We start from the raw sequence: 24,280 nt of genomic DNA, 5'->3' as shown, positions 1-24,280 counted from the left end.
TTCCGAAAACCGCTTAGCACTTTTCGGGATGCGCTTTAGAACTCGAAGATCGAGCGGAAAATGCCCGGTGCAATAATCGAGATTGGATTGACCATTACTTGCGGCTGTTTAGCGCTGCCTTCAAGCTTGAAGGTAATGCCGAGAAGTCCACGATCACGGCCATTGCCAAGCAGCGCGCCGAAGATTGGAACCTCACCAAAAATACGATTCACGCCATAAGCGGGCATGAATGTGCCGGTGATCGACATATTGCCACGTTGATCATAAAGCGTGCCTTGGAAGGTCGTCCCTACAGATGGGCCGCGTACCACACCCTTGGAAAGCTTGAGATAACCCTCACCTTTTTCGATCAGAGAGAACCCACGTTCAACGTCAACCCGTGAGACGTCGATATCCCGCTTAACTGCCTGATTGAGGCTGGTGCCACCGCTTGAAGGAGAGCTGGAAACGATCTTGGCCAATCGCGGCTCATTGATAATCGCGAAATTACGCGCATCAATCTGCCCACTCAATGGTCCATTGCCCTGGCCGGCAAGACCAACGGTAATTTTCCCGCCGCGCATTTTGTCATAAAAATCGAAAAAGCGCAGAACTGCACCGGCATCATTGGATTGCAGCGAGACCGAACGGGCATCACCCTGATCGTTGTTTGTCGCAACGAAAGCTGCACCAGATGAGGTAACGGCATTCACGGAAACGCCGGAAATCTTGTTGCCTGCATTCTCATAAGAAACAGCTACGTTACGAAGTTTTTCATCGTTGAACCCGCTCACTTCATCAACCTGGGCGCTGACGACAATGCGTGGGCTTTTACCCCCCGAACTTTCGCTCTTCTTCTGGATATCAGATATCTGTTTGATGATTGAACGAGCATCGAACTGCGAGCCGCGAACGGTCACACGATAGCCGCCGGAGCTTTTGGTGGCTTTTACACTCATTCGGTCCGAACGCGTTAGTCGAATTTCGCTGAAGTCAGCCGACTGGAAATCGCCGCCCAATATCGAAAGATTGCCCTTCGCGCCGAATGCATCGCCCGTCAGAACCAAATTGCGGATATCAAGCTTGCCGTCAGTGCCGCTGGCTTTTACCAGATCGAATGTCGCCTTAGCCGGAACGCCGCTACCTTTGCGCCAACCAAGCCAGGGCAAGCTTATTTGTGTCTTGTCCAAATCCGCAGAAACGCGTCTTTGGCCGTTATTCTCCATACCGAGATCAACGGATATCGGGCCAGAGAAGAGATCTTTTAATCCGGGCAAAAGCTTGTCCCGGGAGCTATCATCGAGCTCAAGCTTAATCTTCTGCTCGCGCTTGACGGGGCCAGAACGATCCACCGGCTCAGTCATCGATATCTTGGCAGGGACGCCATCAAGCTTTGCATCTGCTGTTATGAGCGCAGCAGATTGATCAACTTTGATGCTGCCCGTCGCATCGCTCACATTGGAGCCGCCAACGGGCTTGGCAATCGCAAGGTCGGTGAATCCTATATCGGCATTCCATGTCAATGTTCCGGGAGGAGCGCCCTTGGAAACAGCAAACCCGACTTTCACCTTTGCCTTGACATCGCCGGTCACATCTTCTGGCACAAACGGCACGCTTTTCAGCACATCAATCGGCTTTTTGCCTGCAATCTCAGCAATTGCCGCTGCATCCCCAGATACCAACAGATCAAGATCAGCAATAACCGGGCGCTGTGGTCCCCATGGGATAATCAGCGTGCCGTCCGAAACGGATGCCTTGCGATTATCCGGTGTGTAGGCAACACCCTTTTCCAGCTTGATCGTCGTATGCGCACCGCGCACTGAGATGTTCCCCGTAACATCGCGAACGGGCGGCAACTCACCGATCACATCAAAGCGCGTATCCGACACATTGAAGTCTGCTTTGATCTCTTCGCCGGTCAATGGAGGCGGTAAGCCTGGACCGTTAAAACGTCCACCCGCCAAAGAAATATCAATGCGGCTGTCTTTCAGAATGCCGCCGTAGAGGTTCTTCAGTACCCATTCGCGCGCGCCGTCAGCGACATCAATCGGCCAGAGATGTTTTGCGTCCGCTACAGGCATTTCTGGAATGCGCAGCATGAAAATCATCTCGGGCGAACCATTGCCGAAGGCCATGCTGCCCTGCCCGTAAAGTTCCCCTGTTTCAGTCTTAACATCCAGATTGGAGAACTGCAGTCGTTGCTGATTGGCAAGAAACCGACCCGCAATTTTAACACCAAACGGCAATTCAGGATCGCTCGATTCGGCTGGCATACTGGTGGCTGAACTTGTCACGACTTCAAAACGATAGCTCGGACCACCCGCATTGTTTTCAGAATCAGGGTCTGGTCCAAACGCTCCGTTAAACGACGCGTTCATTCCGCCAAGCTGGATTCGGGACGGCTTGATTTCAAGTTTGCCACTCCCAACAGAATGCTCAATGCGGAGAGCCGCTTTACCGAGCACATCATTCACGCGACCAATTTCCATCTCGATGCCATCAACGGCGAGATCGGCGGTTACGCGTTCTGGATTCTCACCATTCGCTGCCTTGCCTGACAGGGCGAGGCTCGCCTTACCCTGCAAATCGAAATGAGCTGGATTAACCCGATTTCCATCAATTATTGGCGCCACTTCTTCGGGCGAACCAAGGTCAATCGGCAGGTTGCTGACCTTGATCTGGAAAGCGTCAAGATCATTTTCCTGCCCTTTGCGATCAATATTCCCATCAATTGCTATGGTTTTATTTTGCCAGACAACACTGCCTTCGATTGAAATCTTGCCATTGTTTTCGACCAGTCGAAGCTTCTTAACTTCAACACTTTGCTGCGTGTCGCCTGTCTTAAATCGGATTGTTGTATTCAGAAGGCCAATTGCCTGAGTATTCTGATTCCTCAGCAATTCGAGATTGCGGCGCATTGTCGAGAACAACTCGTTTGAAACCGCATCAAAATCTATATAGCCGTTGTTGTCGTAAGGCAGGGACTTCCAGAAACCTGCGCCCTTCTGCTCAGGCAGGTCGAAACTCGCACCGTCGATTTCAAGCTCTGCAACGCGGACCTTGCCCGTCAACAGCGGCAGTGGGGCCAGTCCCAATCTTACCGATCTGATATCTTTGATTTCCAGCCCCTGCTTTGGCTCAGAAATCGACACGCCCCGCGCTTCAAGTGCAACCAGACTGTTTTGGTCAAGCGACAAACCCGCACTCGCAATGGAAGCCGATGCTTCTTCACCGAGAATTCCGCTAAGGCTCTTTTGCGCTTCGTCGCGCAAGAGATCGCTGTTTACGCCGCCACGTAAAATGACAAATCCTGCGCCACCGATGAGGACGAGCACGATGCACAAAGAAAGAAAAGCGTGAGAACACCAGGTGACAAACGAGCGCCGAGGCCGCGTTAGTCCAAGCGCAGCACAATCCTCGCCTTCAGCTGCGAGGCGTTCGATTCTTTTCATCTCCCGCTTTGTAAAGCGGATCTGGCGCGGTTTATCTGTCAATATTCCAGCCGAACTACATATTTCCGCAAATGGAAGACCTCACGAGACGGTTTATAAGAGCTCAATAACTTTCTGTTTTTATTTCACTTCCTCATCGCATCCGAAACATTCTTGATCGAATCCGATGAATTATCAACACCCGTCAAAGGTCTCTGCAAGCTGCACTTGAACGGTTGCATGAGCTTACCCTGAATGCGATAGATTTGAGTGTAACAGGCAGTTTCCCCGTTTATCCATAAAAGAAAGGCCTAGATATGGCTCGTCCCCAAGTTGGAGATCTGGCACCGGATTTTTCATTGCCATCCGATAATGGTGCAATCTCGTTGTCTTCACTTAAAGGCGGACCAGTCGTCGTTTATTTCTATCCGAAAGACGACACATCCGGCTGCACCAAAGAGGCGATTGCGTTTTCGCAGCTAAAGCCTGAATTCGACAAAATCGGCGCTCGCATCATTGGCCTGTCGCCCGACAGCGCGGAAAAACATGCCAAATTTCGCAAAAAGCATGACCTGACGGTCGAGCTTGCAGCAGATGAAGACCGAACCGCTTTGGAAGCCTACGGTGTTTGGGTAGAAAAGAGCATGTATGGCCGTAAATACATGGGCGTTGAACGCGCCACTTTTCTTATTGATGCAGATGGCCGCGTCGCCCACGTCTGGGAAAAAGTAAAAGTCGCAGGTCACGCTGAAGCCGTTCTTGAGGCAGCGCGCGCACTCTGAAAAGCAAAGGTTTGAACCGTCTCTGCGCGGGGAATGCCATCAGAGCAATTTCCGCGAGTGACCTCAAGCCGCCGTTCAATGAACTGGCGCACGCATTTATCGCAACTTGTCACCTGTTTCGATCTAACCACAAAAGCTTCGGATAAGCTTTGTTAACCATGATAGAATTTCGTTGATTCGAAAGCATGGAAAGCAAAGCAATCGGCATGTTCGGAATTCGATCTAAAGTCCTTGGATTTGGCGCTGTTACGTTCGCCCTTTGCTTTGGCGTTGGTATCTATCTCAATACTGATGGTGGCAATTCGGATAAACCGCAGAACAGCAAGCTCGCGTCGCTGTTAAAAGGTTCTTCGGCGATGCAGCCGTTGCCAGAAATGCCATCTGAGCCCATGCCGAATATTTCTGCGCAGCAAGAGCTGCTTATTCCCGATAATGCGCCAAATGTTCAGGGCATTGATCCCATTATCACTGGTCCGCGGGCCTATAAGCCAAGAGCTGAGATCAAGCGCACGGCGTCAAAAGATTCCTGACGCTTAGTAAGGGCCGCAAATTTCTCCGGCATAATCTGACATGCATATGCAAAAAACCCGGCACAAGGCCGGGTTTTCTATTTAACGTTATCGGGAAGCGATCAATCAATATCTTCGATTGCTTCGCCACCGCCCTGAATGCGATGTGCGAGGGCTGCTTCCATGAACGGTGTGACCGCGCCATCAAGCACTTCTTGCGGGTTTGTGCTTTCAACGCCCGTACGAAGGTCTTTAACGAGCTGATACGGCTGAAGCACGTAAGAGCGGATCTGATGCCCCCAACCGATATCGGTTTTGGTGGCGTTGGCTGCGTCAGTTGCTTCTTCGCGCTTCTTGAGTTCTTCCTCGTAAAGACGCGCACGCAACATCGACCAAGCCTTTTCGCGGTTCTTGTGCTGCGAACGTTCGGCCTGACACTGCACCACGATACCCGACGCAATGTGCGTAATACGCACGGCCGAGTCAGTCGTATTGACGTGCTGACCACCGGCACCCGATGCACGGTAGGTATCGATACGGACATCCGCTTCCGTTACCTGCACATCGATGTTGTCATCAATGACCGGATAAACCCAGATACTCGCAAACGAAGTGTGACGACGGGCATTCGAATCGTAAGGCGAAATACGAACCAGACGGTGCACGCCGGATTCCGTCTTCGCCATACCGTATGAATTATGGCCCTTGATCAGGATCGTTGCAGACTTGATGCCTGCTTCTTCCCCGTAATGCACTTCCATCACTTCAACTTTACGTCCGCTGCGTTCGGCCCAGCGTGTGTACATGCGCAGAAGCATCGACGCCCAATCCTGACTTTCCGTGCCGCCTGCGCCAGCATGGACTTCAAGATAGGTGTCGTTGGCATCCGCTTCACCTGAAAGCAGCATATCGATCTGTCGGCTGTCGACTTCCTTCTTCAGATCGCGAATGGTGTTTTCAGCATCCGCGATAATCGACTTGTCATCTTCTTCTTCGCCCATGGCGATGAGTTCGATACTGTCGTTAAGCGTCTGCTTCAGGCCGTTAATGCCGTTGATGCTGTCTTCCAGTTGCTGCCGCTCACGCATCAGCTTCTGGGCTTCCTGTGCATCATTCCAAAGGGTCGGATCTTCAGCTCTCTGATTCAGATAGCCCAGACGTTTGATTGCCTGATCCCAGTCAAAGATGCCTCCTCAGCAGGCTTATGGCCTGCTGGATTTCGTCAACCAGCGTCTCGATTTCCGCGCGCATGGGCAAATCGTTCCTTCAATAATTCAGTCGTGGATGGAGAGAACAGAGGCTCGAAGCGAGCCGCTTTGTTCTGAAGCGCATCCCACCAAAGCGATGCGCTCTGCCTCAACGCAGAATGGCTAAAGTTAAAACCATTCAAGCGCCGCGGACCATAATTAGCACGCGGCGCAGTGTAAAGAGGCTGACGTCAGTAAAGTCCGCCTGAACCCGAATTGATAGCGCGGGTTGCCTGTGGCGACTGCGGCTGAACCGGTGATCCTTCGCGGAACTGATCCATACCAATGACCGAATAGGTATCAGACGGTCCCGTCCCAGGCTTGAAGGCTTCCATGATCAGGTTCGGATCGCCCTTATTCGTGCGCATACCGGTTTTACGGTTGATCGCAATCAGCGTCATGCCTTCAGGGACACGGAAATCAACCTTCGGCGTTCCAGCCAGAGCCTGCCCCATAAACTCCTTGAAGACCGGAGCAGCGAGACCGCCACCAGTACCCCCGCGACCAAGCGGAGTTGGCGTGTCATAACCCATGAATACACCGACAACCAGGTCAGGCGTGAAGCCGACAAACCAGGCGTCTTTTTCGTCGTTGGTCGTACCGGTCTTACCGGCAAGTGGACGATCAAGGCTCTTAAGAAGCTGAGCAGTACCGCGCTGAACGACACCTTCCATCATGGATGTGATCTGGTAAGCGGTCATCGGATCAAGCACCTGATCGCGATTATCGATCAGAGTTGGCTCTTCCTGATTGGACCATTGCTGGGCATTGCAGCCTTCGCACTGGCGTCCATCGTGCTTAAACACCGTCTTGCCGTAGCGATCCTGAATACGGTCAATCATCGAAGGTGTGATGCTCTGTCCGCCATTTGCGATCACAGAATAGGCCGTAACCATCCGCAGAACCGTTGTTTCACCAGCGCCGAGCGACATCGACAGAACCGGCAACATCTTGTCGTAAACACCGAAGCGTTCTGCATATTCTGCAACCGTCTTCATGCCCATGTCCTGCGCGAGGCGCACGGTCATGACGTTACGCGACTGTTCAATACCGTAGCGGAGCGTCGAGGGGCCGGAGAACTTACCGGAGTAGTTTTTCGGAGCCCACACACCGAGTGCGCCACCCTGATTAACTTCCAACGGACCATCCAGCACAACGGAAGCCGGGGTATAACCATTGTCGAGTGCAGCAGCATAGACGAACGGCTTGAACGATGAGCCTGGCTGGCGATAGGCCTGTGTCGCGCGGTTGAATTCAGATTCACCAAATGAGAATCCGCCAACCATCGACAGCACACGACCGGTATGAGGGTCCATCGCGACAAGCGCGCCCTGTAGCTTTGGCGGCTGTTGCAGACGGAAACGCGAACCGCCGTCACCGACCTTGGATACATAGATAATATCGCCAGTGTTCAACACACCTTCCGGCGACTTGGCGCTGCTGCGCTTGCCACCGATATTGGTGACCCGCATTGCCCATTTCATGTCATCAGCCGCAATAAAGGCACGTGTGCGCTCTTTGCTGCGGGAACCAGAACCTTCGACTTCAGGCTGAAGCCCGATATCAGCGCCTGCAGCGGATACATTGAGTACAACTGCGAGCTGCCATTCAGGCACATCGGGATACGCCTGCAAATCACCGAAGGCAGAAGCCCAGTCGCTACCAAGCTCGGCGTGCTTTACAGGGCCGCGCCAGCCGCGTGCTTCGTCGTAACGGAGCAGAGCTGCCTGCAGCGCCTTGCGCGCTTCGACCTGCATGGTTGGGTTAAGAGTTGTACGAACCGAAAGACCACCCTCATAAAGGGCATCGACGCCATATTTCTGGATGATCTGGCGGCGCACTTCTTCACTGAAGTATTCCGAAGCAAACAGATAATGGGTAGCAGTACGGGTCTTTACGCCGAGCGGTTCTTTCTTCGCTTCATCCGCTTCCTGCATCGTGATGTAGCCGTTTTCGGCCATACGATCGATAACCCAGTTGCGGCGTTCGATCGCGCGATCTGGGTAGCGGAACGGATGATAGTTGTTTGGACCTTTTGGCAGTGCGGCGAGATACGCACTATCAGCAATGCTCAACTCACCAACAGACTTGTCGAAATAAGTGAGTGCAGCGCTGGCGATGCCGTAGGAACCGAGACCGAAAAAGATTTCATTGAGATAGAGCTCAAGAATACGGTCTTTGGAATAGGCCTGCTCAATGCGCATCGCAAGAATCGCTTCTTTGATCTTGCGGTCATAGGTCTGGTTAGAGCTTAGAAGGAAGTTCTTTGCGACCTGCTGCGTGATGGTCGATGCGCCAACCGGGCGACGGCCAGAACCCATGTTCTTAACATTCGTCAGCACTGCCCGCGCGAGACCACCAAAATCGAGACCATGGTGTTCGTAGAATGTTTTGTCTTCAGCAGAAATGAAAGCAGCTTTGACACGATTTGGCACGGCCTGAATCGGCAAATACATGCGGCGTTCACGCGCAAATTCCGACATCAGACTACCGTCAGATGCATGAACACGCGTCATGACAGGAGGCTCGTACTTTGCGAGCACTTCGTAATCAGGCAGTTCCTTTGTGACGCTACCGATATAGACGGCAACGCCGCCAGCAACCAAAAGTGCCAGAACCGTACCAATTCCGAAGAAATATCCGATAAGCCTTACCATAAATCCGGGATCCTGCCTTCAGATCATTCGCATATATTTAGGGGCAATCAAAACGAGCACCCGTCGACCTATGCCGCATTGGCAACAAGCTGGTTTAGTGACCATCAAATGCGTCAAAGGCAAGATCGTTTCTATGTTTTTACCAATTTAACGCATGCAAATGCCGGGCAGCGACAAAAATCCAAGAAACTGTTGCAACCATGCATCTTATCAGCAGGGATGAATATGAGCCCCCACTAAACATTACATAATTCTAGCCTTTTGACAAAGTGTCCGGATGTTTTTGGATTTCGAACGCTTTTACCGCCCGGGCAATACGGTCAGCCAATTTGCGACGCCACTCAGGATTACTGATTAGTTTTTCGTCTTCAGCATTGGAGAGGTATCCGATTTCGATAAGCACTGATGGCACATCAGGCGCACGCAGAACCTGAAAACCGGCAAAGCGATGCGGATTATTGATGAGGTTTACCTCACCCTGCAGGGAACTGATGACCTTCTCGGCAAAGCTCAACGAAAATGTATGTGTTTCCCGGCGAGTCAGATCAAGCAAAATATCGGCAACTTCCGGGAGTTCTTCTGGAACGGCGCCCGCAACGCTATCCGACTTATTTTCACGTTCAGCCATGGCTCGCGCAACGGAGTCAGAGGCTTTGTCGGAAATTGTATATACCGTCGCCCCGCGTATATCGCCCTGATTGATCGTATCTGCATGGATGGAAATGAAAAGATCAGCCTCGTACTGGCGAGCCAGTCGCACGCGCTCTGAGAGACGCAGGAATGTGTCGTCATCTCGCGTCATCATGACTTTGATATTCTTCTCCTTACCCAGCCGATCGCGCAGCTCCTGACCAAAGGCAAGTGTCAGATCTTTTTCTTTAATACCACTCAGGCTTTCAGCACCGCTATCGATACCACCATGGCCGGGATCTAACATCACGATGAATGGCCGCGCCCCGCCGGATTCAGATGCAAGTGCCTTAGCAGCCGTTGCGGACTTACGCTCAGTTGAGCCAGTAACCTCATGCTGCGACTTGAGCCTTTCAGAAAACTCGCGATCAGAGGACGCAATGATATCCGCGACAAGCCGATAACCCGACGTTGTTTCGTTTTGGATCACCTGAACGTTTTCGACGTTGAATGGTCCACGCAAGGTGAGAATAAGACGTGACCGGCTTTTTCCAACCAGGCCATAGCGCACGCGCGATACAATTCCCCTCGCCTCCAGGCTTTTTTCATCAAAGCCGAAACGCGTTTCTGGAAGATCAAAGACCAGGCGATGCGGATTGTCGAGCAGCAACGTCGAAACTTCGGGCTTACGATCAAACATCACAACGACCCGCATTCGCAGATCGTCCCCCGCCATACGATATGTAAGAGCAGAAAGTGGCGCTTCGTCAGCAGCAACGGCCGAACCGACATGGAAAATAGCGGCGAAAACCATCGCCAGAAGCGCGAGCGTGCTTCGAACTGCCGAAATTTTGTTTGCTGCGTTTTTAAAGCTCAGACAATGCATCCGTAATCGCGATCCAGATATTATCGAATAATCTCAAATCCTGACATTTCAGCCAAGACCTATGATTGCGCGCACTTCATAAATCTACCCGTACAAAATTATAGTTAATGAACACTTTTCCGCTCGCATCTGATGGCTCTATTGGATTGAATTTGACGCTTGAATCCCGACTGAATGAGATGCTGCTTCAAACGTCAAATGCGAAAAATCCAGTAGATGCTTAAAGTTACTAGTGATCTTTGCGATTCCGACATTTGCTCGGCGCCTGTATCAGAGGGACGCAAATGTCGAAATCAGACCACTAGCAGGGCATTTTGAGCCCTATAATCATCTTTCGGCAAAATTACGATGAAGGTGTCAACTGATATTCGTACTTGTCATAGTTCAATTGACGCCATAAAAGCTTAGTTAGGTTATGGAGCAGCTGCCAGAATCGTTTGCCGGTTCTCAATTTGAACCGTTACTAAAAGCAGCGAAAACAGTGGCATATACGTTTGTTGCTCCAATAGCCCGCACAGAATTCAACGGAATACGGCTCCCCTGCCGCCTCCGTTTTTTAATCGGCCGACTGCGTACTGATACGCGCTGTCGCCAGTGCTCTGAAAAGAGCAAAGAGGTCGGCCCGGCTTTTTCGGGTCATATATGAGGTCGTTTCGTTCGGAACAGCTATGGGTCAAGCAAGACTGACCATCGCAAGCCTGAAGACCGTGATCGCCATGAGGCCATCGCGCGCAAGGACAGCAGCTTTTATTCCGACGAACCCATTATCATCCGGCAGACGCATCCCAGCCAGGACGACAGCCTTCAGGGTTTCGTCCGGCGCACGCGGCTTGCGTCTTAGCGCCGGCAGGAAAGACAATAATGTCCAACAAAATGCTTATAGATGCCTCCCACCCGGAGGAGACGCGCGTTATCGTAACGCGTGGGAACAAGATTGAAGAATTCGACTTCGAGTCGGAACATAAGAAGCAGCTGAAGGGTAATATCTATCTCGCACGCGTTACCCGCGTCGAACCATCTCTTCAGGCTGCGTTCGTGGAATATGGCGGCAATCGCCACGGCTTCCTCGCATTCTCTGAAATTCATCCGGATTATTACCAGATCCCGGTTGCCGATCGTCTGGCCCTGCTCGAAGCGGAAGCAAAAGCTGCGCGCGCAGAAGATGAAGACGAAGAGCCGAAGGCAAAGAACGACCGTTCGCGCCGTCATCGCCGTCGCGGACGTCGTGATGGCCAGAACGGTGATTCGCATTCAGGCGGTTCGAACAGCGGCTTGCCTGCAGCGGAACCTGTCGGACCGGCTTTTGAAAATTACGTTCCTGGCACTCCTGCCATCGTATTGATGAAGCAAGCTGGACATGTCATTTCCGAAGCAATCGACACCGACAATGGTGACGATGATGACGACAATGATGTTGAGAACGAAGAAGACATCGTTGAATCGGTAGGCTCGGAAGATGCGATGGAAGAACTTCCTTCGCATGGCCGCACCAGCCGTCGTCAGTACAATATTCAGGAAGTCATCAAGCGCCGCCAGATCATTCTCGTTCAGGTCGTTAAGGAAGAGCGCGGCAATAAGGGCGCAGCTCTCACCACGTATCTGTCGCTAGCTGGCCGTTACTCGGTTCTGATGCCAAACACCGCGCGCGGTGGCGGCATTTCGCGCAAGATCACCAATCCGCAGGATCGCAAGCGCCTGAAGGAAATCGTCAAGGAACTCGAAGTGCCGCAGGGCATGGGCGTGATCCTTCGTACCGCTGGGGCAAACCGCACCAAGGCGGAAGTTAAGCGCGACTACGAATATCTGATGCGCATGTGGGAAAATGTCCGCACGCTGACATTGCAGTCGACAGCGCCTTCCCTCGTCTATGAAGAAGGCAGCCTGATCAAGCGCTCGATCCGCGATCTTTATAACAAAGACATCACCGAGATTCTCGTATCAGGTGAAACCGGTTATCGCGAAGCGAAGGACTTCATGCGTATGCTCATGCCGAGCCACGCCAAGGTCGTTCAGCCTTACCGCGAACAGGTGCCAGTCTTCACGCGCTATGGTCTGGAAGCACAGCTTGATCGTATGCTTCTGCCACAGGTAACGCTGAAATCCGGCGGTTATCTCATCATCAACCAGACCGAAGCTCTGGTTGCAATCGACGTGAACTCCGGGCGTTCGACCCGTGAGCATTCGATTGAAGACACTGCACTGCAGACAAATCTGGAAGCAGCTGAAGAAGTTGCGCGCCAGCTGCGTCTGCGCGACCTTGCAGGTCTTATCGTCGTTGACTTCATCGACATGGAAGAAAAGCGCAACAATCGCGCTGTCGAAAAGAAGATGAAGGATTGCCTGAAGGACGACCGTGCCCGCATTCAGGTCGGCCGTATCTCGCATTTCGGCCTTCTGGAAATGTCGCGTCAGCGTATTCGCGCATCCGTTCTCGAAAGCACGATGCAGGTTTGCCAGCATTGCGGCGGCACCGGTCATATCCGTTCCGACTCGTCCATGGCGCTCCATATCATCCGTGGCATCGAAGACTATCTGCTGCGTCATTCGGGCTACGACATTGTCGTTCGCACGCCTGCAGCGTCGGCTCTCTATGTCCTCAATCACAAGCGCCAGCTGCTTGCTGATCTGGAAGGCCGTTTCGGCGCCAATATTAGCATCGATGCCGATGAAAGCGTCGGACATCAGCATTTTGTCATCGACAAGGGTGCGCCTTCGACACGTCCAGTAACCATCCAGCCTGTACAGCCGATGATTTACGAAGACGATATCGAAGATCCTGAGATTCCACTTGAGGACGACGACGCCGAAGAAGAAATCAAGGCTGAAGCCCCTGCTCGCGAAGAAAGCAGCGAAGAAGGCGATCGCAAGCGCCGTCGTCGCCGTCGCCGTCGTGGTGGTCGTGATCGCGACAATCGCGAACAGACTGAGCAGGTTGAAGCAGGCTCTGACGATTCAGACGAAGACGATGAAGAAGACAACGCATCTTCGAGCAATGCCTCGCAGAGCGATGAAGATCGTCGCAAGAAGCGTCGTCGTGGTCGTCGTGGCGGTCGCAAGAACCGTCGTGAAGACGATATTCAGTTCAACAAAGTACCTGATCCTGAGTTCGTCGGTTACACGCCTGTCATTCCTGCGAAGGTAGAAAAACAGCCTGTTGATGTGGTTGTTGCTGAGGCCGTTGCGGTTGAAACCGTCACTGTTGAAGCGACTGAAGCTGCTCCGGCTGCTGAAACAGTTGCAGACGAAAAGCCTGCGAAGCCAGCGCGCAAGCCACGCGGTCGTAAGACTGCAAAGAGCGAAGAAGCGGCGAATGACGATGTCGTCGTTGCAGAGCCAGCAGAAGAACCTGCGAAGCCTGCTCGCAAGACACGTTCGCGCAAGAAGGCTGCTGAGGAAGAAGTTGCAGCTCCTGCTGAAGAAGCAGAAGCCGCAAAGCCTAAGCGTCGTACACGCAAGACTGCTGTAAAGCCGGAAGTTGAGGAAGTTGCGGTGGAGCCAGAGGTAGCCCCTGTTGCAGAAGCGCAGAAGGTTACCGAGCCTGTCGTCACCTCCAGCGATACGGAAGAGCAGAAGCCGAAGCGCGGCGGCTGGTGGCAGAAGAAGGGCTTTTTCTAAGCCCTGCTCACTTCTGATGTAGAATATAAGAAAACCGGCGGAAACGCCGGTTTTCTTTTTGTTTTAGTAATTAAAGCATTTCCAGCAAGAGTGCGAAGCGGCTTTGCGTAAAAACAGAAACATAGAGCGGTTCCACGATTCAATATTAACTGGGACCGCTCTAGAGCGCATCCCGAAAAGTGCGAAGCGGTTTTCGGAACAAGATGCGCGCAAAAACAAATAGATAGAGCATTTCCAATGACTCAATTAAAACAGGAAATGCTCTAGCTATCAGGCGCGCTGTTGTGGAAGCCACTCTTCAAGACGGCGAACCACTTCCTCAATTTCTTCTATGCTGCCTGCATAAGAAAAGCGCATGGTGCGGTGCCCGTCGATCGGATCAAAATCCCGTCCCGGAGTAGCCGCAATGTTGGTTTCGGCAATCATGCGTCGCGCAAATTCCATGCTGTCATTGGTAAAGCGCGAAACATCGCAATAGGCATAGAACGCGCCGTCCATGGGCGCGGCGAGGCTTGGCCCTATGCGCGGCAGGTGTTCGAGCAGGATTTGTCGGTTCTGCCGATAGCGGTCTTTCACGCGTTCCAGCTCTGCGGTGGCGTGAAACGCTTCAATTGCCGCGCGCTGCGAAAGTTCAGGCGCGGAAATATAAAGGCTCTGGCCGAGGCGTTCGATGGCACGCACATCAGCACTTGGCAGAACCATCCAGCCAATACGCCAGCCGGTCATGCAGTAGTATTTTGAGAATGAATTGATGATGGTGACATCGTCCGAGATCTGCAGTGCCGTCACATCTTCGCTCTCATATGAAAGACGGTGATAGATTTCGTCAGAAATTACGCGGATACCAAGATCGCGCGCAGTTTCAATGATGGCCTTGAGTTCCGGCTTGTCAATCACAGCGCCGGTTGGATTGGCGGGACTTGCAAAAAGTACGCCCTTCAACGGTTTCTCGGCATGAGCGGCAGCCAATGCCTGAGCGGTCAGTGCACCTGATGCGCCGCCTTCATTGGCGATTTCAACCACTTCGAGGCCAAGCGCTGTCAGAATATTGCGATAGGCTGGATAGCCCGGGCGCGTGATTGCAACGCGATCGCCTGGATCGAAATAGACAAGAAACGCCAGATTGAACGCGGCCGATGACCCTGTCGTAATCGCAATGCGTTCCGGCGAGACGGTTACGCCATAGTTGTCAGCATAATGCGCGGCAATTGCTTCGCGCAGCTCTATCAGCCCTAGAGCATCGGTATAACCGATACGGCCATCTTTCAGGGCGCGTTCCGCAGCCAGCCGCACGATTTGCGGTGCCGGGTCTGCCGGTTGCCCGACTGCCATCGAAATGATTGGATGGCCCGCAGCGCGACGACGATTGGCCTCTGCCAGAACATCCATGGCGTGAAACGGTTCGACTGCGCTACGGTTGGAAAGAGTATTCAACTTAGCCTCCAGAAAAGCGGGGAATGCAATGCAACTCACCCGCCCTATAATCGCCGGATTGGTAAAGCAACAGCGCTGTAGTAAAAACAGCGATGAAGATTGATATAAAGCCCTTAAACTAGGCCGGATTTGTAAGATTCGCTTTTGTTTCGTTTGAGCAGGATGAGGAGCACTATGGGGAGCATGACTGCAACTTTCACGACCAAAGCGTTTTCTTTTCAGAATGTGATGCGCCGTTCAGTTGCTGCCTTTGCAGCCCTAGCTGTTGCCGTTACAGGCGTCCTGCCTGCACAGGCGCAATCGCGTGGCGGTGGCGGCGTTCCAATCGTACGCGATGCTGAAATCGAAGCGCTTGTCGCCGATTATGCAGCTCCGATCCTCAAAGTCGCCGGATTAGGCGGACGTGGTGTCCGCGTTATTCTCGTCAATTCCCAGAGCTTCAACGCCTTTGTCGATGGCCGTCGTATTTTCATTAATACAGGCGCCATCATGCAGGCAGAAACACCGAACGAAATCATCGGCGTCATTGCGCATGAAGCTGGTCATATCGCTGGCGGGCATCAGGATCGCTTGCGTGAACAGTTGAGCCGCGCACGCACCATGGCAGTTATTGGTATGCTTCTGGGCGTTGGCGCAGGCGTTGCCGGTGCAGCTTCAGGCAGCGGTGCTGCTGCGGGTGCAGGTGGCGGCATTGCAATGGGCAGTACGGAAATGGCAATGCGCAGCCTGCTCAGCTATCAGCGTACCGAAGAAATGACCGCCGACCGTCTGGCTGTTAATTATCTCAATGCCACCGGCCAGTCGACAAAAGGAATGCTTGATACGTTCCAGCGCTTCGCGTCGGCACTTTCGCTGTCCGGCACCCAGATCGATCAGTATCGTATCAGCCATCCGTTGCCACGCGAGCGAATTTCCAACCTTGAAGAACTGGCCAAAAAAAGCCCGAACTATAACAAGACGGATTCCGCAGCGCTGCAACTCCGACATGATATGGCACGCGCCAAGATCGCAGCCAACTCCAACAATATGGGCGCTTTGCAGCGTATGTTCCGCGGTAATCCCGGAGGCCTGCCGGCCCGTTATGGCAGCGCAATCACAACTTATCTGAATGGCTCTGCCCGCGCCGCACTGCCGAAGTTTGAGGCACTCATCAAAGAACAGCCAAAGAATCCATATTTCCAGGAAATGATGGGCGAAGTGCTGATTAAGGCTAACAACCCACAAGGTGCTGCAAAAGCTTTCCAACGTGCAGTTTCTCTTGATACGCGCAAGTCTCCACTGCTGCGCATGAGCTACGGCCGCGCCTTGATGCTTACTGGCACCAAGGCCAATATGCCCAATGCTATCAAGGAGCTGAAAGCAGGTATTGCGGCCGACCCAGAGTTTCCCGGCGGATATGGATATCTAGCGCAAGCCTATGGCCAGTCTGGCGATATGGCCCGCGCTGACCTTGCCACAGCCGACATGAACTACTATTCCGGAAAGCTGCAGCAGGCCCAGATATTTGCCATTCGCGCGCAAAAGCAAATGAAGTCAGGAACTCCCGACTGGCTGCGTGCGCAGGACATCATCAACGCCAAAGCTAAAAAGTAAGCCACTTAAGAGGCCACCCAAGCCGCACTTTAAGTGAGATTTCAGAACGTATGAAAGTGATTGCTATGAAGAACGTCATTCTTGGTTCAATCGGTGGTGCCGTCGTCGGTGCAGCTGCGCTTGCACTCGGCTATTATGCCGGCACCGCACATCAGCCAGCGCCCGTGGCCCCTATAGTTGCACCTGTGGAAATGGCTGCAGCGCCGCAATTGGACCAGCAGGCGGTAGAGACAATCGTTCGCAATTATCTGCTGAAGAACCCAGAGATCATGGTTGAGGTGCAGACCGCACTTGAAACCAAACAGGCAGAAGCTGCTCAAGAACAGGTCAAGCAGGTTCTGGCATCAAGTCAGGATCAGCTTTTCAATCCGTCACACGATGCTGTCTTCGGCAATCCAAACGGCGATGTCACCGTTTACGAGTTCTTCGATTACAATTGCGGCTACTGCAAGCGCGCGCTTCCAGACATGGAAGCAATCCTGAAGAACGATCCAAACGTCCGTTTCGTTATGAAGGAATTCCCGATCCTCGGACCGGACTCCATGCGCGCCCACATTGTAGCGCAGGCGTTTAAAGCCCTTATGCCGGAGAAATATGCCGAGTATCATGAAGTTCTTCTCGGTGCGCAGGAACGCGCAACAGAAGCTTCGGCTATTGCTGATGCGGTCAAGCTCGGCGCAGATGAAGCACAACTTCGCGAGAAGATGAAAGACCCCGCAATCACCAATGCCTTCCAGGAAACCTATCAGCTCGCCCAGAAGCTCAACATCACCGGCACGCCGTCCTACATCATCGGAAACGACCTCGTTCCCGGTGCAATCGGCGCAGAAGGCCTGATTGAAAGAATCGCTGCAGCGCGCTCAGCCAAAAAAAGCTGATCTGATTGAGATCGCGTCTTGTTGATTATTGGCAAGGTACATTCAATAAATCAGAAGTGATAAATGACTATTTTTGCCACAAATAGCGTTCATTCCACAAAGAATAGCGGGAAAAACGCTGTGGTGAAACATTAGCTTTAATTTAGAGGGTTTCGACTTGCGTCCAAGCCCTCTATATGAAATGCGAAGTGTAATTGAATTTTCGTAATAGGCCCGTTATCGATCACGGACGAATATGGTGAAAACGGTTTTTGTTCTGAACGGCCCCAATCTCAATCTTCTTGGGAAGCGCGAGCCGGGCATCTACGGTGTGGCAACGCTCGAAGATATCGAAGCGGGCTGCAAGCGCGAGGCTGAACAATTGGGCCTTGCTGTCGATTTTCGCCAGACTAATTACGAAGGTGATCTGGTTAGCTGGATTCAGGAAGCGGGCGATAAAAACGCCTATGTTCTGATCAATCCCGCAGCTTACAGCCACACTTCGGTTGCTATTCATGATGCCATCCGTTCGGCCAAAGTTACGGTCGTGGAAGTGCATCTGTCGAACATTCATGCGCGTGAAGCTTTCCGGCATCACTCCTATGTCTCCGCAGTCGCCAAAGGCGTCATCTGCGGCTTTGGCGCGGAAGGATACCTGCTCGGCCTGCGCGCACTCGCGGCAATTGCCAAAGAAGAAGAAAACAACGGGCAAGCGTAAAGGGGCCTTTATATGTCCAGCAAAAATTCCGTCATCGACAAAGAAACCATTCGCGATCTAGCGAACATTCTCAATGAAACCGACCTGACCGACATCGAAGTCGAACATGGTGAATTGCGCATCCGCGTTTCGCGCAATGTAACGGTTCAGGCTGCGGCTACTGTGATGCAGGCTGCACCAGCCGCAGTTGCAGCGCCGGTGGCTGCTGCTGTTGCAGCAGAACCAACAAAGGCAGAACTCAGCAAGAATGCTGTTCCTTCGCCAATGGTCGGTACCGCCTATCTCGCCCCTGCTCCTGGCGCACGCAACTTCATCGAAGTTGGCACACAGGTCAAGGAAGGCCAGACCCTTCTCATCATCGAAGCCATGAAGACCATGAACCAGATTTCCGCGCCTCGCGCCGGTACGGTCAAGGCTATTCTGGTTGAAGATGCAGCGCCTGTTGAATTCGGCGAACCGCTTGTCGTCATTGAATAAGACGACCCATTGGTCAGTAGAATTCAGGCTTATTCAATGAACGGGCAGCAAAGCGCAATGTTTCAAAAGATACTCATAGCCAATCGTGGCGAAATCGCTCTTCGTGTGCTCAGGGCTTGTAAAGAACTGGGCATCAAGACGGTCGCAGTTCATTCCACAGCCGACGCCGATGCGATGCATGTTCGCCTTGCGGACGAAAGCGTTTGCATTGGACCGCCTCCATCACGCGACAGCTATCTGAATATTCATCAAATCGTTGCTGCTTGCGAAATCACCGGCGCGGATGCAATCCATCCGGGCTACGGCTTCCTTTCGGAAAATGCCAAGTTTGCTGAAATTCTTGAAGCACACGGCATTACTTTCATCGGACCGACCTCTTCGCATATTCGCACCATGGGCGACAAGATTGAAGCCAAGCGCACTGCAAAGCGCCTCGGCATTCCAGTCGTTCCGGGTTCGGACGGTGGCGTAACCGATGAAAACGAAGCCAAGCGCATCGCAAAAGAAATCGGCTATCCGGTCATCATCAAGGCATCCGCCGGTGGTGGTGGTCGCGGCATGAAGGTTGCCCGCACTGAAGACGATCTGGCAGTAGCTCTTGCAACTGCGCGTACCGAGGCTGGTGCAGCATTTGGTGATGATGCCGTTTACATCGAGAAATATCTCGAAAAGCCGCGCCACATCGAAGTGCAGGTCATGGGCGATGGTGCAGGTAATGCAATCCATCTGGGTGAGCGCGATTGCTCGTTGCAGCGTCGTCACCAGAAGGTCTGGGAAGAAGCCAACTCTCCAGCATTGAATGCCGAAGCACGCGACAAGATCGGCATGATTTGTGCCAATGCTGTTGCTGATATGGGCTATCGCGGTGCAGGCACGATCGAGTTCCTTTATGAAAACGGCGAGTTCTATTTCATCGAAATGAACACCCGTCTTCAGGTGGAGCACCCAGTTACCGAAGCAATCACTGGCATCGACCTCGTTCACGAGCAGATCCGTGTGGCAGCAGGCTTGGGCCTTTCCGTCAAGCAGGAAGATGTACGCTTCCATGGCCATGCCATTGAATGCCGCATCAATGCGGAAGACCCGCGTAACTTCACGCCTTCACCGGGCCTGATCACCCATTACCATACGCCAGGTGGCCTTGGTATCCGTGTGGATTCGGGCGTCTATTCCGGCTACCGCATTCCGCCATATTATGACAGCCTCATCGGCAAGCTGATCGTACATGGCCGGAACCGCGTTGAATGCATGATGCGTCTGCGTCGTGCGCTTGATGAGTTCGTGGTCGATGGCGTCAAGACGACCCTGCCCCTGTTCCAGGATCTGATTTCCAATCAGGACATTGCCAATGGTGATTACGACATCCATTGGCTAGAAAAGTATCTGGCCAAGCAGTCAGAAACTCCAAATACATAAGAACATGGGTGCATAAATAAAGTGACCGCAGGAGCCTCACCGGACGACTATACAATCGAACCGGAGCTGCTCCTGCGGGCCTATGCCACCGGGGTTTTCCCGATGGCCGAAGAAGCAGACGATCCTGAGATTTTCTGGGTTCGTCCTGAAAAGCGCGGTATCATCCCGCTCGATGGCTTTCACATTCCGAAAAGCCTGCAGAAAACCATCAGACAAGCAGTTTTTGAAATCCGGCTCGATAATGACTTTGAGGGCGTTATCGACGGCTGCGCAAGCGGTACCGGCGAACGAGCGCGGACATGGATCAACGCGCCGATCCGCGAAGCCTATCGGAAACTCTTTGACGCTGGTCATTGCCACACAGTCGAAGCATTGCATGACGGTCAGCTCGTGGGTGGGCTTTATGGCGTCACGCTCGGACGCGCCTTCTTTGGCGAGAGCATGTTTACACGCAAGCGCGACGCGTCAAAAGTCTGCCTCGCCTATCTGGTCGAGCATCTGAAACGACAGGGATTTGTACTGCTTGATACGCAGTTCACGACAGCCCATCTGGAGCGCTTCGGTGCAATCGAAGTGAGGCGCAAAAAATATGAAGGGCTTCTCGATGAAGCACTTCAGGGCACCGCCATTTTCTGAAATCAAAGATTATTTGCGCTGATCTGGCGGCGGAACGTCGGACTTCTGCTTGCAGTCTTTAAGCCACACGTCATAAATCGGATGTTCAACAGCGTTGAGACCCGGACTATCGGCAAACATCCATCCGGTAAAGATACGGCGAATCTTGCGGTCGAGGGTAATTTCATCAACTTCGACAAAACCGTCTGTGCGCGGCGCTTCGTTCTCGGTGCGCGAATAGCAAACCTTTGGCGTTACCTGAAGCGCGCCGAACTGCACAGTTTCATTGATGTAAACATCGAAACTGGTGATACGGCCGGTGATCTTGTCGAGACCCGAAAACTCTGCAACAGGATTGGAAATACGTTCAGCATAAGCTGCATTAAAGCTTGAAGTGCCGGCGAGCAGAGTGAGCAAAGCCACCTTTGCTGCCTGCTTGAACCAGTTCTTTCCGTTAATAGCCGTGCCGGTGGAATGCTTCGTCAAAACGGATATCCGTATTAATCTGGTTAAATAATGAGCCGGAACAACTCCTAATCGTCAATTGTGACGATTCGTGGCCCAGCTGCAAGCAGCAATGCTTTGCTACCGTATGTGTGATCCAACTATCCTCAAACCTTTTGCGTTAGACAGGCTTTAGATCTGAATGAATCAAATCGGCGCTCTAAAATTTTTGATGTTGAGCATAATCTTATCGACCCCGATTCACGCCGGTCGAATTGTGCTCTCATACCGCAAAAGAGAAAAAACCGGCATGAAATCCATGCCGGTTTAAAGATTCAAATCAGCTGCCCGGTGTCCAGGCATCGTATTCGCCGGTTACGCGTGGACGTTCGGCAGGAGTGGTTCCCGGAATCGCGATCGATCCCTTCGGACGATAAGCCAGCGACGAACCAGTCAGGTTCTGCAGGTGTGGCTTCTGCCAGTCACGCGGCTTGTAGTCTTCCTTGCTTGGCGGCGTATCAACGCGGTGATGCATCCAGCCATGCCAGCCCGGAGGAATAGCGCTTGCTTCCGCATAGCCATTGAAAATGACCCAGCGGCGGGTGCGACCTTCAGAGTCCTTGCCACCCTGATAGTAGACATTGCCGAACTCATCTTCGCCGACCCGTTCGCCTTTGCGCCAGGTGTGAAGGCGGGTGCCAAGCGTTTGGCCATTCCACCAGGTGAAGACTTGCGTAAGAAATTTCTTCATGACCTATCCAGATCCGTTATTGCCACAGGCAGATTAACTGCCGGGTTTTCAACGCTTATGGCCCTATCAAAGGCCCAAGGCAAGGGGCAAGTTGCCGCTGTCACAAGAGTATGAAGCGCATCCCGAAAAGTGTGAAGTGGTTTTCGGATATGATGCGCGTTAAAGCAAAAGACTACATACTCCAGCCTTCGAGAGACTTTTCCATAATCAGCACGGGCTCCTTGCAATTGGGATCGCCCCAATCTTCACTGCGGCCCACGCGGGCATAGCCTTTGCGCTCGTAAAAGCGCACCGACTTTTCATTGCGTTCGATCACTTCAAGCCGCATCGTGTTTACGCCCGGAAAAGCCATTTCGACTTCTGCCAGAAGCATCGTTCCGATGCCCTGCACCTGCGATTCAGGACGCACATAAAGCTGATGGAGCGAGGCCTTGCCCTCTCCGGTCTGGCTCGCAAAAGCCATGCCGTCGATACCGCCCTCGCCGTTATCTGCAACGATGAATTCAGAATACGGCTTCTTGAGATTGGCTTTCAGCGCCGCAACCGAGTGCCATTTGCCGGTGACGGCATTCACCGTTTCCCGGCCAAGAATATCGTCGAAAGTCGCGTGCCAGGTCGAGACCAGCAATTCATGCACGGCCTTAAGATCTGCCTCACTGGCGCTGCGAACCCACATTATTCTTCAATCCCGAGCTTGGACTTGACCAGATCATTGACAGCCTGCGGATTGGCTTTGCCACCCGTTGCCTTCATCACCTGACCGACAAACCAGCCAGCCATGCTTGGCTTGGCCTTGGCCTGTTCGACCTTATCCGGGTTGGCTGCGATAATATCGTCAACGGCCTTTTCAATCGCACCGGTATCCGTAACCTGCTTCATGCCGCGTTCTTCAACGAGGCTTTTCGGGTCGCCACCTTCATTCCAGACGATTTCAAACAGTTCCTTAGCGATCTTGCCGGAAATCGTACCGTCTTTGATCAGATCGATGATCGCGCCGAGCTGAACTGGTGAAACAGGCGATGTTTCAATGTCCTTGCCCGTCTTGTTCAGCGCACCAAGTAGATCGTTGATGACCCAGTTTGCGGCCAGCTTGCCATCACGACCATCGGATACCGCTTCGTAATAGTCCGCAATTGCCTTTTCCGAGACCAGAATCGACGCGTCATAAACCGAGATACCGAGTTTTTCGACCAGACGGTCTTTCTTGACATCCGGCAGCTCAGGAAGATCTGCGGCAAGCGCATCAACGAATGCCTGATCGAATTCGAGTGGCAGAAGATCCGGATCAGGGAAATAGCGATAGTCGTGCGCTTCTTCCTTGGAGCGCATCGAACGGGTTTCGCCCTTCACAGGATCAAACAGGCGCGTTTCCTGATCAATAGAGCCACCGTCTTCCAGAATAGCGATCTGACGACGTGCCTCATATTCAATCGCCTGACCGACGAAGCGGATCGAGTTGACGTTCTTGATTTCGCAACGGGTGCCGAATTCGCCGCCCGGACGACGAACGGAAACGTTGACGTCTGCGCGCATCGAACCTTCGTCCATGTTGCCATCACAAGTGCCGAGATAACGGACAATCGTGCGCAGCTTGGTCAGATAAGCGCGGGCTTCGTCGGACGAACGCAGGTCTGGCTTGGAAACGATTTCCATAAGCGCCACACCGGAACGGTTGAGATCGACATAGGACATCGTTGGATGCTGGTCGTGCAGCGACTTGCCCGCATCCTGCTCAAGATGCAAACGCTCAATACCGATCTCTACGTCTTCGAATTGGCCCTTATTGTCAGGACCAACGGAGATCATGATCTTGCCTTCGCCGACGATTGGCTGCTTGAACTGTGAAATCTGATAGCCCTGCGGCAAATCGGGGTAGAAATAATTCTTGCGATCGAAAACCGACTTCAGATTGATCTGAGCATTCAGGCCAATGCCGGTACGCACAGCCTGTTTGACGCATTCAATATTAATTACAGGCAACATGCCCGGCATCGCGGCATCCACCAGAGACACATTCGCATTCGGGTCTGCACCGAAGGATGTGGAAGCGCCGGAAAATAGCTTGGACTCGGACGTGACCTGAGCGTGGACTTCCATGCCAATGACGATTTCCCAGTCGCCGGTGGCGCCAGAGATGAAACGTTTTGGTTCAGGCGTACGCGTATCAATAAGGGTCATAGTAACTCGTCTATCTCTTCCTGTGCGACGCAATGCGCAGCAAAAATTCTATCTGACTTTG

At 52.7% G+C, this 24,280-nt stretch carries 19 protein-coding genes; 9 read left to right on the top strand and 10 right to left on the bottom strand.

What is annotated here, in order from left to right; translation table 11 throughout:
- Positions 1-35 precede the first annotated feature (35 nt).
- Positions 36-3,431, bottom strand: coding sequence for an AsmA family protein (locus tag ABWV94_RS02425; RefSeq protein ID WP_113498885.1), 3,396 nt, complete (start codon positions 3,429-3,431; stop codon positions 36-38).
- Positions 3,432-3,727: 296 nt separating this feature from the next.
- Here ABWV94_RS02425 and ABWV94_RS02420 point away from each other — a divergent pair, with 296 nt between their 5' ends.
- Both ABWV94_RS02420 and ABWV94_RS02415 read left to right on the top strand, forming a co-directional pair.
- Positions 3,728-4,192 carry a peroxiredoxin gene (locus ABWV94_RS02420; RefSeq protein WP_064320529.1) on the top strand — a complete coding sequence of 155 codons (465 nt, stop codon included), beginning with the start codon at positions 3,728-3,730 and terminating at the stop codon, positions 4,190-4,192.
- Positions 4,193-4,377: 185 nt separating this feature from the next.
- On the top strand, positions 4,378-4,722 hold the full coding sequence (locus tag ABWV94_RS02415; protein ID WP_113498757.1) for a hypothetical protein: 345 nt from the start codon (positions 4,378-4,380) through the stop codon (positions 4,720-4,722).
- Positions 4,723-4,823: 101 nt separating this feature from the next.
- Here the strand turns inward: ABWV94_RS02415 and prfB are convergent.
- The 4 genes from prfB to ABWV94_RS02395 form a co-directional block, all read right to left on the bottom strand.
- Positions 4,824-5,952 (bottom strand): peptide chain release factor 2 gene (prfB, locus tag ABWV94_RS02410; RefSeq protein WP_105518438.1). Its coding sequence is split into 2 segments (ribosomal slippage): positions 4,824-5,882 and positions 5,884-5,952, totalling 1,128 coding nucleotides; the frame shifts between segments, so codons are not numbered across the junction.
- Positions 5,953-6,139: 187 nt separating this feature from the next.
- Entirely contained in the window at positions 6,140-8,605 is a 2,466-nt protein-coding gene (locus tag ABWV94_RS02405) for a penicillin-binding protein 1A (protein ID WP_064320527.1), read from the bottom strand.
- A 253-nt stretch (positions 8,606-8,858) separates the two neighbouring features.
- Positions 8,859-10,049 carry an N-acetylmuramoyl-L-alanine amidase gene (locus tag ABWV94_RS02400; protein ID WP_113485305.1) on the bottom strand — a complete coding sequence of 397 codons (1,191 nt, stop codon included), beginning with the start codon at positions 10,047-10,049 and terminating at the stop codon, positions 8,859-8,861.
- Positions 10,050-10,794: 745 nt separating this feature from the next.
- Positions 10,795-10,980, bottom strand: coding sequence for a hypothetical protein (locus ABWV94_RS02395; protein ID WP_007874769.1), 186 nt, complete (start codon positions 10,978-10,980; stop codon positions 10,795-10,797).
- Between the two features lie 2 nt (positions 10,981-10,982).
- Here ABWV94_RS02395 and ABWV94_RS02390 point away from each other — a divergent pair, with 2 nt between their 5' ends.
- Entirely contained in the window at positions 10,983-13,736 is a 2,754-nt protein-coding gene (locus ABWV94_RS02390) for an Rne/Rng family ribonuclease (protein ID WP_113498755.1), read from the top strand.
- A 270-nt stretch (positions 13,737-14,006) separates the two neighbouring features.
- Here ABWV94_RS02390 and ABWV94_RS02385 read toward each other — a convergent pair whose 3' ends face one another.
- Positions 14,007-15,170, bottom strand: a complete 1,164-nt coding sequence (locus ABWV94_RS02385) for a pyridoxal phosphate-dependent aminotransferase (protein ID WP_113498753.1) — start codon at positions 15,168-15,170, stop codon at positions 14,007-14,009.
- 174 nt (positions 15,171-15,344) lie between these two features.
- Between ABWV94_RS02385 and ABWV94_RS02380 the strand changes: the two genes are divergently transcribed.
- The 6 genes from ABWV94_RS02380 (at position 15,345) to aat (ending at position 20,867) form a co-directional block, all read left to right on the top strand.
- Positions 15,345-16,763 (top strand): M48 family metalloprotease, encoded by a 1,419-nt coding sequence (locus ABWV94_RS02380; RefSeq protein ID WP_113498751.1) that lies wholly within the window; start codon positions 15,345-15,347, stop codon positions 16,761-16,763.
- A gap of 65 nt (positions 16,764-16,828) precedes the next feature.
- The gene (locus tag ABWV94_RS02375; RefSeq protein ID WP_113498883.1) at positions 16,829-17,641 is read left to right on the top strand and encodes a DsbA family protein; all 813 of its coding nucleotides are present in this window, start codon (positions 16,829-16,831) and stop codon (positions 17,639-17,641) included.
- Positions 17,642-17,876: 235 nt separating this feature from the next.
- A complete protein-coding gene (gene aroQ, locus ABWV94_RS02370) occupies positions 17,877-18,338 on the top strand; it encodes a type II 3-dehydroquinate dehydratase (protein WP_007874746.1) in 462 nt (153 codons plus the stop codon).
- 12 nt (positions 18,339-18,350) lie between these two features.
- On the top strand, positions 18,351-18,815 hold the full coding sequence (accB, locus tag ABWV94_RS02365) for an acetyl-CoA carboxylase biotin carboxyl carrier protein (protein WP_007874737.1): 465 nt from the start codon (positions 18,351-18,353) through the stop codon (positions 18,813-18,815).
- Between the two features lie 57 nt (positions 18,816-18,872).
- Entirely contained in the window at positions 18,873-20,231 is a 1,359-nt protein-coding gene (accC, locus tag ABWV94_RS02360; protein WP_064320523.1) for an acetyl-CoA carboxylase biotin carboxylase subunit, read from the top strand.
- 66 nt (positions 20,232-20,297) lie between these two features.
- A complete protein-coding gene (gene aat, locus ABWV94_RS02355) occupies positions 20,298-20,867 on the top strand; it encodes a leucyl/phenylalanyl-tRNA--protein transferase (RefSeq protein ID WP_113498881.1) in 570 nt (189 codons plus the stop codon).
- Between the two features lie 9 nt (positions 20,868-20,876).
- Here the strand turns inward: aat and ABWV94_RS02350 are convergent, their stop codons facing one another.
- The 4 genes from ABWV94_RS02350 to gatB form a co-directional block, all read right to left on the bottom strand.
- Positions 20,877-21,347 (bottom strand): DUF2155 domain-containing protein, encoded by a 471-nt coding sequence (locus tag ABWV94_RS02350; protein WP_039859697.1) that lies wholly within the window; start codon positions 21,345-21,347, stop codon positions 20,877-20,879.
- 283 nt (positions 21,348-21,630) lie between these two features.
- Positions 21,631-22,041, bottom strand: coding sequence for an NADH:ubiquinone oxidoreductase subunit NDUFA12 (locus ABWV94_RS02345; RefSeq protein WP_064320522.1), 411 nt, complete (start codon positions 22,039-22,041; stop codon positions 21,631-21,633).
- A 172-nt stretch (positions 22,042-22,213) separates the two neighbouring features.
- Positions 22,214-22,717, bottom strand: coding sequence for a GNAT family N-acetyltransferase (locus tag ABWV94_RS02340; RefSeq protein ID WP_064320521.1), 504 nt, complete (start codon positions 22,715-22,717; stop codon positions 22,214-22,216).
- Positions 22,717-24,219, bottom strand: a complete 1,503-nt coding sequence (gatB, locus tag ABWV94_RS02335) for an Asp-tRNA(Asn)/Glu-tRNA(Gln) amidotransferase subunit GatB (RefSeq protein WP_007874716.1) — start codon at positions 24,217-24,219, stop codon at positions 22,717-22,719. The genes ABWV94_RS02340 and gatB overlap by 1 nt, the downstream gene beginning before the upstream one ends.
- Between the last annotated feature and the right edge of the window lie 61 nt (positions 24,220-24,280).

The sequence above is a fragment of the Brucella sp. NBRC 12953 genome, assembly GCF_040369775.1.
Taxonomy (GTDB): Bacteria; Pseudomonadota; Alphaproteobacteria; order Rhizobiales; family Rhizobiaceae; genus Brucella; species Brucella pseudogrignonensis.
The sequence above is the reverse complement of the archived record's forward strand: the minus strand, read 5'-3'. Positions and strand labels throughout refer to the sequence as shown.